This is a genomic window from Amycolatopsis thermalba, from assembly GCF_023376025.1.
Lineage (GTDB): Bacteria > Actinomycetota > Actinomycetes > Mycobacteriales > Pseudonocardiaceae > Amycolatopsis_E > Amycolatopsis_E thermalba.
In genome coordinates, this window is record NZ_CP091196.1 from 6340285 (window position 1) to 6353960 (window position 13676).

Sequence of the window (13676 nt, forward strand, 5' to 3'; positions counted from 1 at the left end):
CGAATGGGGATTAAGCGGTCTTGCGAGTGCGGATTTGGCGCGCGTATTCGACGAGCGAGTGAATGTGCGCGTCGGTGAGATAGGCGGTCTTCATCCGGCGTGGGATGCCGCCTTCGGCGAGCAGCAGGGCGACGCCCCGTTCCTCCGGCGCGATGTTGGAGGCGTCGAATCCCTGCGCGGCCCAGCCCCGGCCGAGGATGATGTCCGAGCTGGAATCAGTAGTGCAGCGATAAGCCATGCGGTACCCGAACAGGTCCCGCAGCGAAGTAGGGATGATGTCGGCAGAAGGCCGCTGAGTCGCGGCTACCACGATGATCCCGGCAGCCCGGCCCCGCGCCACGAGGTCGCGCAGCAGGCGGACGAACTGTTCTTGCTGGTCCTTGGTGCCCATCGTGGCCGAGAACAGGGCCAGTTCATCGATGACAACCATGATCACGTCGATCGGGTCGTGGCGGTCGATCTTGCGCCGCCGGACCCGGTCCAGCTCGACGTAGCGGCGGTCCATCTCCGCCTGCAACCGCTCCAACGCGGTCAACGCGCGCTCGATGTCGGGACCGACGAACAGGTCGGCCACCTCGCGCCACAGGCCCAGCTCGACCTGTTTGCCGTCGAAGAGCCACAACGACAGGTCCGGGCACAACGCCCCATGAGCAACGATGTTGTTCAACCCGACCGACTTCCCGGCACCGGGCTCACCAGCGAGCAGAATGTTGCGCCAAATCAGCTCGATACCGACGCCGTAGCCGTCTTCGTAGATACCCAGGTGCACCGGGTCGTAGATCGACAGCCCAGCCACCGGAATCGTGTTCTTCCGCATGACCGGCCCCCTCAGTCGATGTAGTCGGACAGGTCGTCAGCGACCACCGCAGCCGACCGAGGCGCAGGCTTCTCCTGAACAGGCAGCGGCGTGACCGTGGCAGCCGCGATGGGCTCGGTCCCCTCACCGCGGGACTTGCGAACAAGAGACGCCACCTTCGCCAGGGGCGAGTCAATCGGCGTCGAGCGGTCCAACGGGTCACGACGGATGACCTCGACCGCGAACAGGGTGGACAGTTTGCGCACCCGGTGCACCCGCGCATCACGGGCATAGCAGGCGGGCGCGATGTACTCGAGGACCGCTTCCAGATCACCGGCCGAGGAGCCCGCACGGCTCCACAGCCAGATCCGCTCCCCGGTCTTCGTGGGCCGCGCCCAGAGCATGAACGGCAGCGCGCCGTCCAGGTTCATCGTCCGAGCGCGAGCCTGCCGCAGGCAGGTCCGCAGCCGGTGCCGGTCGACCAGGCACCAGAACCGGGAGAACACGAACCAACGGGTCTGCGGCACCAGCACCACGACCACCACGGTCCCGGTGAAGATCAGCCAGGCGTAACCCTCGCCGACCTGGTGGTACAGCCACGCCATGCCCATGAGGAACACGGCGGTCAGAAAGATCTCTGCGCGCCAGCGCAGCAGCACGCCCAGGCCCACGACGAACCAGTGCTGCTTCGGCGCGTGCCAGAACTCCATGACATCGATACGGCGCGCACCACGCGCCCGGCGGATAGACTTCGCCACGACTCCTCCAAGGTGGAGACGAAAGAGGCACGGGTCCGGACAGGAACCGCCAAGAACCAGACCGGTCCCGTGCTTCTCTTCGAGGGGAATGACTAGCGGCCGAGGGTGTTCCGCTCGACCAGGTCCCGGCTGTCATGCCGGGTGAGCACTTCAGACGTTCGTCGCAGTCAGGAAGCGGAGTTCGCCGACGTCTTCGAACCGGAGACAGCCTTGATGTCGACTGCACGGAAAGCCACGCCGTTGCGGCCGTTCTGTGCCCACGGAATCGCCTGCAGCTCAACGGGCGTCACGACAGTGCCAGTGGTGACCTTGGGGGCCTGCGGGGCCGCGACGGTCACACTGATCACCTCCGCACCCGAGCCATCCATGGCAACCAGCTGCACAGTCCACATCGGAACGTTCGTGCTGCGCTCGACCCGCTGAATCCCGTTCTGATCCGTCTTCGGCTGAGCCTCCCGGCCCACCGTGAACGTCACCTGCGAAGTGTCGATGACCAGACGCATAACCTGTCCTCCAAGGGTGATCAGTTCCGCACCGCTCCATAGCGCTCTTCGGTGCGTCCCTGACGATGCCGCCGAGGACGGGGACGGCTTCACCGCACGAAAGGACATCTAGGGACGTCTCTGGTAGCGTGAAGACGTCCCTAGGCGTACTTGGGGGAGGGTCGATGGCCAACGAGCGTTTGCGTGACGCCCTGCTGTCGCGGGGGCTCACCCCGGACGAGCTCGCCGCGCGTATCGCAGTGGACCCGAAGACGGTCGAGCGCTGGATCACCAAGGGCCGCACGCCCTATGCGAAGTCGCGGCACAAAATCGCCGCGATCTTGCAGGAGAGCGAGAGCTACCTGTGGCCGGACGCGCTGTCCGAGGCTAAGGCGAGCGAGGTCAGCAACTCCGAGATCGTGAAGGTCTACGCCCACCGCAATTCGGTGCCGGCCGATCTGTGGGACAAGCTGCTGGCGCGAGCCACGACGTACGTGGACATGCTGGTCTACGTGGGCATGTTCATGACCGAGAAGCCCGGCCTGCTGGAGCTGCTGCGGAGCAAGGCCGAGGCAGGCGCGCGAATCCGGCTGTTGTTTGGCGACCGGGACGCCCCGGCGGTGATCCAGCGCAGCACCGACGAGGGCATCGGACCGCACACGATCTCGGCGAAGATCGACCACGCGCTGGCCTACTTCCGCAAGCTCGACGGCGTACCCGGAATCGAGATCCGGACGCACGGAACGGTGCTGTACAACAGCATCTTCCGGTTCGACGACGAGATGATCGTCAACCCGCACGTTTACGGCAAGATGGCCGCGCACGCCCCCGCGCTGCACCTGCGGCGGTTGTCGGCGGGCGACCTGTTCACCACCTACGCGGACAGCTTCACCGCCGTGTGGGAGCACGCTCAACCGCACAAGTGGGAGGACTGAGGCTCGTGCCGAAGAAGGACTACTACGACGACCCCGACGCCCCGGCCGCCAACAGCATCGTGCCCGCGGTCGCCGCTGTGGTGCGTAACGAGGCCGGCGACATCCTGATGATCGAGCGCACCGACAACGGTCTGTGGGCGCTCCCCGGCGGAGCCCAGGACCTCGGCGAATCGGTGGTGGACGCCGTGCGGCGCGAGGTCGAGGAGGAAACCGGGCTGACGGTCGAGGTGACCGGGATCAGCGGCATCTACTCCGACCCCAAGCACGTGATCGCCTACGACGACGGCGAGGTCCGGCAGGAGTTCTCGATCTGCTTCCACGCCCGCCCGCTCGCAGGGTCGCTGCGGCCCAGCTCGGAGTCACGGCAGGTGCACTGGGTCGCGCCGGAGCGCCTGGACGAGCTGGACATCCACCCCTCGATGCGGCTGCGCATCGATCACGCGATCAAGAACCCGCAGGACGTCCATTTGGGTTAGCCGCCGAGACGGCGGAAAGACGGCCCTTCGTGCGCTCGACGGCTGCCAGCAGCTCAGGAGTGGCACCGGTGATGAACCGAGTCACGAGATGGTCAGGGCCGTAGCGCCGCTTGATCTCCGCAATGCGGTCTTCGGCGTCGACGGTCTCGCCATCGGGCGAGGTGGTGAGGTCGCAGTACCAAAGTGCGTCGCGGATCGAGCCGCGTTCGTCGTGGAAGTCGGCCAGCTCGTCAGTCAGCCCCCGCAGTTCGGCTTCATAGACGGCGTAGGAGTGATGTGCGACGAGGTGCACAAGCCGTTCGGGGGCATCGACCTTGGCCAGGTAGGTAGCGCCGTCGATGGGGTGAAAGCCAGTGTCAACCAGGTCAGGGGCATACCCGATGTCGTGAAGGACGGCCGCGGCTTCCAGCAGTTCAGCGTCCGATCCGGCAATCGACGCGAGGGTGCGCGCCTGCCGGGCTACGCCCTGGACGTGGGCCCATCGTCGAGGCAGCGCGTCACGCAGCTTCGCCTCGGAGAGGTCATATGCCCACGAGATCAGCGACATCCGCCCACCGTAACGTCAAGATTCAGCGGACGCACGAGGCCCGCGAACGAAGGTGCCCTTGGAGCGGACAGTCACGACCAAGCCCAGGTCCCTCAGGATGCTGGTCGCGTGGCGGGCGGTGCCCAGCGAGACGCCGTACTCGGCGGCCAGCCGCCGTTCGGCCGGCAACGGCGTGTTGGGCTTCAGTCGGCCCGCAGCGATGAGCCTGGCCAGATGATCGGCCAGCTGCTCGTAGATGTACTTGTCCGGGTTGCTGCCCGGATCAAAGACGATGCGTTGGTCGACGGCTTGGCTGCCATCGAGGTCATCGCTCATGCTCCCTCCTGCCTGTCGGCGATACAGGTCGCGCCCCGCCGCGTGGCAGTGCCGCACGTAGCAGCGGGGCACGAGCGCCAGGATATCCGATTTTGGGATATCCGTGGGCTCTCCGGTCGCCTTGACAGGTGGAGAAGTCGATCTACTCGGCCGAGTACCAGCAACTCTGCCGCCTCCTGCGCGAACTACGGCAGGAAGCCGGCCTCACACAGGTGCAGCTAGCAGAGCGCCTAGGGGTACCGCAGTCGTTTGTGAGCAAGTATGAAACCGGCGAACGACGGTTAGATGTAGTCGAGTTGCGACACATTGTGGAATCTATCGGGGCTTCTTTTGCAGACTTTGTCAGCAAAATCGACTCCCACCTGAGGCCATGAACAAGACGCACAACTGATTGAGAGGGCAGGCACGTTCGCGTTCACCCGCGCTACTTGTCACGGCAGGCGGGTGAATAAAACCGCCATACACGTCGAACAAAGCTCTCCAGCCGCTCACACGATCCGACGAGCGAGCCTACTTCGAGGTCTACTTAATATTTCGCGCGAAATTCAGGAAAATTTAGGAAGATCCAACGGTTGATCGCTTCGATAATTGCAGGGTGATGGCGAGTCGCATTTCTATTCATACTTGGCGCATTGCCAAACCCTTCAATAAACGGACCATCGTAGGTACGTCCAAATATACGGTTTCTCCTGTCACCACCCGAATCAAGGTACGCATTCGCCTCCTCAAGCGTGCGGCCAGCTGCCAAGAATAGTCCGGTAACAAAGGTCGCAACAAAGCGGCCCGCTAGCTTACTAGGCGCGTTCTGTTCAATCTTCCCGAGGACCCTGGCACAGGTGCTCCTTATTAGCTCGGGATCTTGCTCAGCGAACCCCGCGCACATAATGCAGCTCCACACTAGTTCAGCCACTTCTGGGACCAAAAGCTTTTCAAACCGACTAGGGTCATCCTGGGCAAAAACCCATGAGGTTGCCGCCTCCAGAGACGCCAGCGGCCAGACTTCAAGATAGCCTACCGAGATCATGCGCAGCTGGATACAGAGCAAGACAGCCAAAGCATCTCGCAGCGGATGTCGATTTCGCTCCGAATCGAGCTCGGCATAATCAGAGATAATCCCATTGATCCATTCTATTACTACCTCTGCAAAATCTGCCGTATTTTCCTCCGTTAGACGCACTTCGGTCCAAAGAACGTCTTGCAACCCCTTGAAGCCAATTCCAATACCAGGAAGGATCAATTCCGTGGGGTCGTTGAAAGAAATGCGAACTAGCGGATGAACAGCGATAAGAGGGTGCACACCCTCAAAAAATGCTTGCAGAAGCTCTTGTCGTGCATACTTGTTCCCCACTCGAACAGTCGGCGCAAGCGCTCCCACAAGCTGTTCAGTCGCCGCCAAAGAGATATGCGGGCGTCCAGTCTCTAGCGCCTTAACGATCAATGATCCGAGCATGTCAATGCAATCTTGCGCGTCGGAAATAGCGCCAACCTGAAGGTATCTGTGCACCAGTTTGCCGATGTTGCTGCACGCAGCCGCAGGAATCAACGATTCGTCATTATTCCACATCATCTCAATTATTTGCTCATAGGTGCGGACTATCAGGCTCCTCACGGCGGAGTACTGCCGAGACCGCGTGTTAGAAGTGGCAACGTCGACCAATTTCTCTAGGCAGTGTCTCGCAGCCTGATCGAAGTCCGCCCCTCGATCATTCGCGACACGAGCGAGATCCTTATGCGCTTGTAGTACAACCTGAATCGGTCCGTTCTGGCCTCCGACTTTTCCGTCGCAGTCATCGACATAAGCTCGAAAGAGCTTGACCATTTCACTAGCGAATGCGGCAGAAAGCGACGGCTTGTGCTCAGTGAACCCAGCCCGCATCCCGGCTTCCAGATGTCTGAGTGATCCTGCCAGCCACCTCAGAACTGCCTCTTGCGAAAGAAGATCGATGTTCTCATCGCTCTGATCTTCGAGCTTTAGCCAGGCTCGAGCATTCCTGCGATGAACTTTCCTTCCCGTCCAGAAGGCCTTAGAAATGAAGGTCGCTTGCCGTTCCGCAATGGCCAGGTAATCGGCCGACTTAAGCAAGATCCTTGCGTACAACCAAACAAGCGAAAACCCGCCCGCAGTGATCAGACCAGCGCCAATCGCAACTTGAGGTTCAGGGCGAATACTGCTTAGACAGAACAGTCCTGCAGAAATAAGTACCAGAAGTAAGCAGACAAGCCAAGGCCCGCGTCGCCGCATGGTATCCGCCGTGTAGCCCGGAGCAATTGACGCAGACCGCTCTTGAGGGATTGCCATGGCTGCAAAAACCAAGCTACTGAATACATTTGCAGCACCAATAGTCGCAACGATCTCGCCGACATCGTCCACACCATCTGCTACCCACGGATAGCTGATAACGAATACCGCAACACCAGCACACGTAAGCACAATGGCGAAGGTGGCGAACGCGATCTCCATCATCGAAGCGGACGCCTGCATTATTAATCTATTGAAAGCCAGTCGAATTTTCGGCTTCCGCTTACGTATCAGTCTCCGGAGTGCTGCTTGATGAGCTATGCTTCCCAAATCGCGGAACATACTTTCTGCGAGTGGGTCCCAACCGTCGAGATTCGACTCATCTCCGCCGTGTTTTGATGGCAATTCTGCTCATTTCCGAGTAGCGCGACCTTGTGAGAACTTTCTTTACGTCTTCAAGCCGCCCTGGCGGGCGGGCGCGCGGGCCGAACTGGCGCGCGGCCGCGCTGGGCCGCTCCGCTCTGCACGGCCGCGCTGAACGCCGTCGGCCGGCGCGCGCACGCCACGGGGGCGCAGAACACGTGAGGAAGTACCCAGCGTCGGCGGCTGGCGGAGGATGCACCTTCCCCGCGATCGCCGCATGGTCAAAGCCGGGCCGGGCGCTGTCAACCCCGCTTCGCGCCGATCACGCCCGCGGTGGTCGGCTTGAGCACGCACAGTCACGGGACGTACGTCGCTTGTCGGGCGTGATCGGTTACAGGGTTGACAGCACCCGTCCCGGCTGTGGGCGGCTGTGGATCGCGGGGAAGGTGCTGCGTGGTCGGTGCCCGGCGTCGGGTTGGCGGCCGCAGCCCGCTCGGGTGCCCGTTAACTGCCGCTAATGAGCCGTGGACAGCCGGATCGGATCCAGTCCGACCAAGAGTCCCATCCGGAGAAGTGCCAGGTCAGCGGCATCAACCAGGAGCAACCAGCACCACCGGGATCAGTCGATCCAAGATCAGCGGGTTCGGGGTTCGAGTCCCTGATGGCGCACAGTCACCCCAGGTCCTAGGGCCTGGGGTTTTCTGCTTTTCTGGATCGGGCGCGCCTTCGGGTGGTGACCGCAGCCGGCTCCGTTCTCACTGTCGTGCCGACAGGCTGCGGGGCGATCTGACAGCTGGTCCGGCGGTGCCGCCCCGCTGCGGCGGTCGTACGCCACCGTCCTGCCCGACCGTCGCTCTGCCGGACAGCCTGTCCCAGCCCAACGTCGGCGAGTTGGCGTGCCAGCGGCTCATCGCCCGCATCCCCTCGGCGCAGGGGGCTCGCCGAGGTCGGCGCGTTCGCGCGGTGGTCCGGGCTCCTCACTCGATGACGCGCAACGGGTGTTCGAGCAGGCCGGTGAGCGTGGCCAGGAACTGAGCGGCGAGCGCGCCGTCGATGATGCGGTGATCGGCGGTGATCGTGTACCGCATGCGCCACGGCTCACCGAGTGCGGCGCCGAACGCGAGGATGGCGCCCTGGCGCGGGTTGATGATGGCGGGGAACTGGTCGACCCCGAACATGCCGAGGCTGCTGACCGTGACCGTGACCGGGGACCGGTCGGCGACGCGGACCACCGGCACCACCAGGCCGCTCGGCGACGACACCGCGATCCCGACGTGGATTCCCTCGTGCAGCACGGTTTCGCCGCGGCCCTCCGGGGAGTACGAGGCGTCGATCCCCGGGTGCGCCCGCAGTGGGGCACGGTGGCGCTGTCGGCAAGACGGGTCGCCACGGCGTGGCGGACGGCGTCGGCGTCGGCGACGGGTTCGGCGGGAGCGGTAGCGGTCTTCGATGTCGGACCGCACGATGCGTCCCCGCGGTCCGCTGCCGGTGATCCCGGCGAGGTCGATCCCGTGTTCGCGGGCGAGCCGCCGCACGAGGGGCGTGGCCGCCAGGCGGCTGTTTCCCGCGCGACGCGGCCGGTGCTGCGGGGCACCGGTGCCGGTGTGTCGCGTGTGGTCGGTGGCTGGTCGCCGCTGCCGTCGTCGAGGCGGGCGATCGGGGCACCGATGGGCACCGCGCTGCCTGCGGGCACGAGGACCGCGCAAGCGACCGTGGCGAACCTGCGGGGTAGCCGCGGGCTTCGGCCCACCGGATCCCGCTCTGCGGAACCTGGTGGCCGAACTCAGCGAAGGCAACGCGCACTTCCGCGCCTTGTGGAGGCCCGCCAGGTGAGCGGCAAGTCCCGCGAACCCAAACACCTCGTGCACCGCCACGCGGTGCCGCGCCCACGCGAGCCGACCGCACGCCCACCCAGGCGCAGCGCGACCGGTTCGCGCGCTGACCCTCCCCCTTCCCCTCCGGTTCCGGCTGCCGCGGATCAGCTCGCGTCGGAGCGGGCGTAGGCCTTGCATTCGCCGAGTGGCGCGCCGCCGCCGTCCAGCAGGCAGACCGAGACGATGGCGGCGCCGCCGGCGACGTCGGCGGTGAGGTCGATCTGGAAGGGTTTGATCTGGTCTCCGCACTGGGCGCTGGTGCTGCGCTCGTCCAGTTGGGCAAGGTCAGCGGTGTAGGCGACCGCGTAAGCCCTGCGACAGCCGCTGCTGCTCAGCGATCGCAAGTTGCCGTCGAGCCGCACGGCCCGTGCGTACCAGGTCATGGTGCCGGCGGCGTAGGTGGCGCCGTAGGAGACGTTGAACGGGTTGGTGGGGTAGGTCGCGGCGGTCGCCTGCGGCGTGGCCAGCGCCAGCCCGGCCAGGGCGACCGCGCACAGGGCAGCCTTCGTTCGTGTCGGCATGGGTGGGTCCTTCCCCAGTGGTGGCCCGCCCGGGTGGCGAGACTCGGTTGCAGCGTGGGCGCCCGGCGAGGATTGGGCACGAGAATCGACCATCTTCACCCGACCGGCCTAGGGAGTGTCCGGTAAGTCTTCGGGGCGAGAGGACGATGGCGGCGGTGGTGAGTTCGGTCTGGTGGCAGGCGGCGGGTGTGGCATCGCGGGTGGCCAGGCCGGGGAACTGTTTGAGCCGGTTGAAGCAGTGTTCGACCACGTTTCGCTGCCGGTAGGCCTCGGCATCGGAAGCAGGAGGACGCCCGCCGCCATCCAGCAGCGGCAGCAGTGGCGGGTTGTCGCCGGCCTGGCCGCCGGTAAGCAGCATCCGCATCGGCAACCCGCACCCATCGACCCGCACGATGGATCTTCGTGCTCAGTCCGCCCCGGGACCGGCCGCCAGATGCCATCCGCGGTCCGCAACCGCAACGGTTCATGCGCGGGCGGTCTTCCAAAGACCGTAACTCAGGCAGGTCACGCCATGGCGCCCCGATCCGTCAACTCACCCCGACCCACCACCACCCAAGATCAGCCATGCCTACAGGTAGATCAATTACCGAGACTCCCTAGGCGCGCTGCGCGGCGGCAGCCCCGGACCGCCGGCTGGTGGGGCTCGACCAGGTCCTGGCGGCCCGAACGGCCGGGAGCGGATCGGCCGGTCAGGGCCTGCTGATGGTGCTCGCCCTCCCGGCCGCCATCGCGAGCGCGGCCGACAGGCTCGGTCAGCCGATCTGTGGTGCCAGGTATTCCAGCGCATAACCGTCGCCGGAAGGGGTTACGCGCGCGATGCCCGGTGAGTCGAGGTGGGCGCCGGCTACGAAGTGGTCTGGTTGGGTCAGTCGTTCGAGGAGCGCCGCCCGCGCGGCGCGGGCCTGGGACTGGTCGCCGTCGAGCTCCCAGGACACGTTCGGCTGCTCGAATTGGAGCGTGGGCACGTGCACGGTGTCGCCCCAGGCGAGCAGGTGGCCGGCGTCGCTCCTGACCTCGTAGACGGTGTGCCCGGGCGTGTGGCCCGGTGTCGGGATCGCGGTGGTCCAGTCGTTGATCGCGACCTGCTCCGACACGGGCACGACCCGGTCGCGGATCGGCGCGAGCCGTCCCGTGAACACCGAGGTGTCGCCCGCGCCGATCCACACGCGCTCGAGTCCGGGGAACGCCTCTGCACCATCCGGCGCGATCAGGCCGCTCACGTGGTCTTCGTGCCTATGGGTGATGGCGACATCGGTGACATCCGCGCGGTCGATTCCCGCTTCGTCGAGCGCGTCGTAGATCAACCCCATCGTGGGGTCGTGCCAGACGTTGGACGCGCCGGTGTCGATGAGAACCGATCGCGTGCCGTCGGTGACGTAAAAAGCGTTGACCGACAGCCGCAAGTTGTCGCCGGCCAGCGGGACGGCGGCCGGCAGCTCATCGAGCGCGCACCCGTCCTCGTCGCGGAGCCGGGTCGGCGGCATGTCGATGTACCCGTCCCGCAACGAGATCACCTGCAGATCACCGAAATCAAAGGTGGCGTGGTGGCGGCCACTCGAGATCAAACGCATGAAACCCCCATGTCTCCAATAGAAGAATCTGTCTTCTTTAGAAGAGACCCTACACTGTCCGCAGCGAAGTAGCCATGGATCGAGGAGCACGGTGGTCGAGCAAGACGGAAACGCGGCCGGACCACAGCACGGTGACGACCTGGCCGGCGCGTTCGGCGGCAACGTGCGGCGGCTCCGCGAGGAGGCGGGCCTGACGCTGGAGCAGCTGTCCGCGCAGTCATCGGTCAGCCGGGCGATGCTGTCCAAGGTCGAACGCGGTGAGAAGAGCCCGACGATCGGCGTCGCGTCGAGGATCGCCCACGCGCTCGACGCGTCGCTCTCGGACCTGGTCGGTGCGCCGGCTGCCGCCTCGTCCGGCGTGGCCGTCGTCATGCGCAAGAACGAACGCCCCGTGTTCCGTGACCCGGAAACCGGCTTCGAGCGGCACATGGTGTCAGCGGCCCCGGGCGCGGGAGGAGCCGAGATGATCGTCCACCACCTCCCCGCGCAGGTCTCCACCGGGCTGCTGCCCGCGTATCCGCCGGGCACGGAGAAACAACTCGTGGTGCTCGACGGCACCCTCACGGTCGCGATCGGCGGGATCAGCGAGACCCTGCACAGCGGCGACTCCCTGTTCTTCCAGGCCGACGCGGACCACGGGTTCGCCAACCGGACGGACGCTCCCTGCGAATACCTCATGGTCATCACGCGCCGGAGCTGATCGAGATTCCCGGGCGGGCCCGCCTGTCACAGCGGTATCGTGCGGCTGCGGCGGGCCCGGGAGTCCACATCGGACCGTGGCAATCAGCCGCCGAGGTCGGCCGCCAGTCCGTTCAGGATCAGTGCCACGTCCTGGTCCCACAGCCGTCCCAGGCACTCGGCCGGGATCGTCTGGTGCAGCTCGTCCTGTTGCGCCAGTTGCCAGCACAGCGCGCGGACCGCCCGTCGCGCCACCTCCGGCGCCCGCGACCGGATTCCGGCTTCCTCCAGCGCCACGACCAGCGGCACCCCGATCGCCGGCGGCGGGCCGTTCCGCGCGGTCTGCAGCGCGATTTCGCAGGCCACCCCGGGATACCGGCCCAGCACCGAGTGGATTTCCCGGGCCAGATCGGCCAGGCAGCACCGCCAGCCGCGACCGCCGGGCGGGACCAGCACCAGCCCGGCGATCCGTTCGACCACGGCGGCCGTGATCGCGCCGCGAGCGCCCACGTGGTGGTAGACCACCGCCGGGTACACGCCCAGGCGGTCGGCCAGCTCGCGCATCCGCCAGCCACGCAGGCCCTTGTCCGCGGTCAGCGCCACCGCCTCGTCGAGCACCAGCTCCGGGGTGATCCCCGCCCGGTGCAGCGAGACCCGCTGCCTGTTCATCCGCGCGTTCCCGGCCAGTGTCATCGCACCGCGGCCGTGATCCCCTGGCCCGGCGCGAGGATCAACGCCGGATCGAACAGCCGCTTGGCCCGCACCACGTCCTCCCAGTCGTCGCCGTAGTGGCGCTGCCAGTCCGCGGCCGTGAAACCGTGCGTGCCGATCGGGTAGACCACGCCGCCGGCCGCGGTCGCGTCCGCGATCCACTCCCGGTTGCGCACCAGCATCGCCTCCGCGTAGCCGGCGTCCGCGTCGTGCTCGGCGGCGTTGAGCACGTCGAACAGCCACACCAGCCCGTCCGGCTCGGGCCGCGGCAACCGCAGCCGGGGCCGCCGGAACGCGCTCGCCCGGTGCGGGAACAGCAACACGAAACCCTCGCCGTGCGGTGCGGACCAGTCCAGCGGGGTCATGCGGTCGAGGGTGGCGCCGACGAACTCCCGGACCCGCGAACCGGGCAGGAACACGTCGAACCACGGCTTCCGCCGCTCGTCCCAGCCGGCCTGCCGCCACTGGTCGATGATCGCCGAATACTTCAGCACGTGGTCCAGGTAGCCGGACACCTCGTGCTGCACCGGACCGGCCCAGCCCAGCCGGCCGGGCACGTCCGGCGGCGGCGCGCCGTCCGCGTACTCGTACCAGGCCGCGTGCACCAGGAACGTCGGCCCCGGCGGCACGATCATGCAGTAGACCTCGGTCGCCAGCCCGCCGGAGATCAACGCGCGCATCGCGGCGAACGCCCCGTCGATGCCGGGATGCGGCAGCACCCAGGAGTGCACCCACGCGGGCATCGGCGCCACCACCAGCTCGGCGCGGGTGATGATCCCGGCCTGCCCGAGCCCGCCGAGCGCCGCCGCGAACAGCTTCCGGTTCTCCGCCTCCGACGCCCACACGACCTCGCCCCGGCCGGTGACGACCTGGATCCGCTCGACGAAGTCGATCTGCGCCCCGGCCTCGAAGTTCGGGCTGATCCCGCCCGCGCTGAGGGTGCCGCCGACGGACAGCGGCACGTACCCGGTCAGCCCGCCCGCGAAGCGCAGCCCCGATCCGGCGAGCGTGGCCGCCAGATCCGACCACAGCACCCCGGCGTCGGAGTCGGCGCGGTCCCCGTCGGCCCGGTGGATCGTGTTCAGGCTGGTCATGTCGATGACCAGACCGTCCGGCGCGAGTGCCTGCCCGTTGGTCTGGTGGCGGGTGCCCTGGGCGGCGACCGGGATGGCGTGGTCGTGGCAGAGCCGGACCATCTTGGCGATGTCGTCCACCTCGGCCGGCCGCAGCACCGCGCTGGGCCGTCGGGTCACGAGCCGGCCCAGGTCACGGGAGGCGGCCTCGCGCGCGGCGTCGTCGACGAGCAGGTCACCGGCCAGCGGAGGCGCCGGGACCGCGGCCCCGGACGGGCGGGTGGTCCACTCGCGGCCGCCGGGGTCCCAGCCGATGGCTGTGTGGGTCATCGGTCTT

15 protein-coding genes and 2 pseudogenes are annotated in these 13676 nt (G+C 66.3%); 4 read left to right on the forward strand and 13 right to left on the reverse strand.

Annotated features, from left to right (window positions below; genetic code table 11):
- Window positions 1-10 precede the first annotated feature (10 nt).
- From L1857_RS30715 to L1857_RS30725, 3 genes are all read right to left on the reverse strand, one after another.
- The gene (locus L1857_RS30715; protein WP_116111233.1) at window positions 11-817 is read right to left on the reverse strand and encodes an FtsK/SpoIIIE domain-containing protein; all 807 of its coding nucleotides are present in this window, start codon (window positions 815-817) and stop codon (window positions 11-13) included.
- Window positions 818-828: 11 nt separating this feature from the next.
- Window positions 829-1467, reverse strand: a complete 639-nt coding sequence (locus tag L1857_RS30720; RefSeq protein WP_240323241.1) for a hypothetical protein — start codon at window positions 1465-1467, stop codon at window positions 829-831.
- 254 nt (window positions 1468-1721) lie between these two features.
- The gene (locus tag L1857_RS30725; protein ID WP_094004792.1) at window positions 1722-2057 is read right to left on the reverse strand and encodes a hypothetical protein; all 336 of its coding nucleotides are present in this window, start codon (window positions 2055-2057) and stop codon (window positions 1722-1724) included.
- A gap of 164 nt (window positions 2058-2221) precedes the next feature.
- Between L1857_RS30725 and L1857_RS30730 the strand changes: the two genes are divergently transcribed.
- The gene (locus L1857_RS30730; protein ID WP_116111231.1) at window positions 2222-2971 is read left to right on the forward strand and encodes a helix-turn-helix domain-containing protein; all 750 of its coding nucleotides are present in this window, start codon (window positions 2222-2224) and stop codon (window positions 2969-2971) included.
- Window positions 2972-2976: 5 nt separating this feature from the next.
- Entirely contained in the window at window positions 2977-3447 is a 471-nt protein-coding gene (locus L1857_RS30735) for an NUDIX hydrolase (RefSeq protein WP_094004790.1), read from the forward strand.
- Here the strand turns inward: L1857_RS30735 and L1857_RS30740 are convergent.
- Both L1857_RS30740 and L1857_RS30745 read right to left on the reverse strand, forming a co-directional pair.
- Window positions 3416-3994, reverse strand: a complete 579-nt coding sequence (locus tag L1857_RS30740) for an HD domain-containing protein (protein WP_094004789.1) — start codon at window positions 3992-3994, stop codon at window positions 3416-3418. The two genes, L1857_RS30735 and L1857_RS30740, sit on opposite strands and share 32 nt — an antisense overlap.
- Before the next feature lie 15 nt (window positions 3995-4009).
- The gene (locus L1857_RS30745; protein ID WP_233157174.1) at window positions 4010-4309 is read right to left on the reverse strand and encodes a winged helix-turn-helix domain-containing protein; all 300 of its coding nucleotides are present in this window, start codon (window positions 4307-4309) and stop codon (window positions 4010-4012) included.
- A gap of 128 nt (window positions 4310-4437) precedes the next feature.
- Between L1857_RS30745 and L1857_RS30750 the strand changes: the two genes are divergently transcribed.
- Complete coding sequence (locus tag L1857_RS30750) at window positions 4438-4683, forward strand: helix-turn-helix domain-containing protein (RefSeq protein ID WP_116111230.1); 246 nt, start codon at window positions 4438-4440, stop codon at window positions 4681-4683.
- Between the two features lie 152 nt (window positions 4684-4835).
- On the opposite strand, the gene L1857_RS30755 is transcribed toward L1857_RS30750, so the two are convergent.
- The 6 genes and pseudogenes from L1857_RS30755 to L1857_RS30780 all read right to left on the reverse strand — a co-directional run bounded on the left by L1857_RS30755 (window position 4836) and on the right by L1857_RS30780 (window position 10877).
- The gene (locus tag L1857_RS30755) at window positions 4836-6773 is read right to left on the reverse strand and encodes a hypothetical protein (RefSeq protein WP_162831105.1); all 1938 of its coding nucleotides are present in this window, start codon (window positions 6771-6773) and stop codon (window positions 4836-4838) included.
- A 1115-nt stretch (window positions 6774-7888) separates the two neighbouring features.
- Window positions 7889-8206: a 2-oxo acid dehydrogenase subunit E2 gene (locus L1857_RS35830; RefSeq protein ID WP_233157320.1), complete on the reverse strand. Its 318-nt coding sequence runs from the start codon at window positions 8204-8206 to the stop codon at window positions 7889-7891.
- 198 nt (window positions 8207-8404) lie between these two features.
- Window positions 8405-8923, reverse strand: a pseudogene (locus tag L1857_RS35835) (E3 binding domain-containing protein); the annotation flags it as partial.
- The gene (locus L1857_RS30770) at window positions 8890-9306 is read right to left on the reverse strand and encodes a hypothetical protein (protein ID WP_094006146.1); all 417 of its coding nucleotides are present in this window, start codon (window positions 9304-9306) and stop codon (window positions 8890-8892) included. The gene L1857_RS30770 and the pseudogene L1857_RS35835, both read right to left, overlap by 34 nt.
- A 196-nt stretch (window positions 9307-9502) precedes the next feature.
- Window positions 9503-9734, reverse strand: a pseudogene (locus tag L1857_RS30775) (hypothetical protein); the annotation flags it as partial.
- A 324-nt stretch (window positions 9735-10058) separates the two neighbouring features.
- Window positions 10059-10877 carry an MBL fold metallo-hydrolase gene (locus L1857_RS30780; RefSeq protein ID WP_116111229.1) on the reverse strand — a complete coding sequence of 273 codons (819 nt, stop codon included), beginning with the start codon at window positions 10875-10877 and terminating at the stop codon, window positions 10059-10061.
- A gap of 91 nt (window positions 10878-10968) precedes the next feature.
- Between L1857_RS30780 and L1857_RS30785 the strand changes: the two genes are divergently transcribed.
- Window positions 10969-11577: a helix-turn-helix domain-containing protein gene (locus L1857_RS30785; RefSeq protein ID WP_116111228.1), complete on the forward strand. Its 609-nt coding sequence runs from the start codon at window positions 10969-10971 to the stop codon at window positions 11575-11577.
- A gap of 83 nt (window positions 11578-11660) precedes the next feature.
- On the opposite strand, the gene L1857_RS30790 is transcribed toward L1857_RS30785, so the two are convergent.
- Window positions 11661-12248 (reverse strand): TetR/AcrR family transcriptional regulator, encoded by a 588-nt coding sequence (locus tag L1857_RS30790; protein ID WP_094006143.1) that lies wholly within the window; start codon window positions 12246-12248, stop codon window positions 11661-11663.
- Window positions 12245-13669, reverse strand: a complete 1425-nt coding sequence (locus L1857_RS30795) for an FAD-binding protein (protein ID WP_249467054.1) — start codon at window positions 13667-13669, stop codon at window positions 12245-12247. Before L1857_RS30795 ends, L1857_RS30790 begins: the two co-directional genes overlap by 4 nt.
- Window positions 13670-13676 lie beyond the last annotated feature (7 nt).

What these genes read in the sequence shown, in the direction of transcription:
- L1857_RS30715 (WP_116111233.1), bottom strand. Translation starts at nt 817, where the DNA reads ATGCGGAAGAACACGATTCCGGTGGCTGGGCTGTCGATCTACGACCCG.
- L1857_RS30725 (WP_094004792.1), bottom strand. Translation starts at nt 2,057, where the DNA reads ATGCGTCTGGTCATCGACACTTCGCAGGTGACGTTCACGGTGGGCCGG.
- L1857_RS30730 (WP_116111231.1), top strand. Translation starts at nt 2,222, where the DNA reads ATGGCCAACGAGCGTTTGCGTGACGCCCTGCTGTCGCGGGGGCTCACC.
- L1857_RS30740 (WP_094004789.1), bottom strand. Translation starts at nt 3,994, where the DNA reads ATGTCGCTGATCTCGTGGGCATATGACCTCTCCGAGGCGAAGCTGCGT.
- L1857_RS30745 (WP_233157174.1), bottom strand. Translation starts at nt 4,309, where the DNA reads ATGAGCGATGACCTCGATGGCAGCCAAGCCGTCGACCAACGCATCGTC.
- L1857_RS30755 (WP_162831105.1), bottom strand. Translation starts at nt 6,773, where the DNA reads ATGATGGAGATCGCGTTCGCCACCTTCGCCATTGTGCTTACGTGTGCT.
- L1857_RS30770 (WP_094006146.1), bottom strand. Translation starts at nt 9,306, where the DNA reads ATGCCGACACGAACGAAGGCTGCCCTGTGCGCGGTCGCCCTGGCCGGG.
- L1857_RS30780 (WP_116111229.1), bottom strand. Translation starts at nt 10,877, where the DNA reads ATGCGTTTGATCTCGAGTGGCCGCCACCACGCCACCTTTGATTTCGGT.
- L1857_RS30790 (WP_094006143.1), bottom strand. Translation starts at nt 12,248, where the DNA reads ATGACACTGGCCGGGAACGCGCGGATGAACAGGCAGCGGGTCTCGCTG.
- L1857_RS30795 (WP_249467054.1), bottom strand. Translation starts at nt 13,669, where the DNA reads ATGACCCACACAGCCATCGGCTGGGACCCCGGCGGCCGCGAGTGGACC.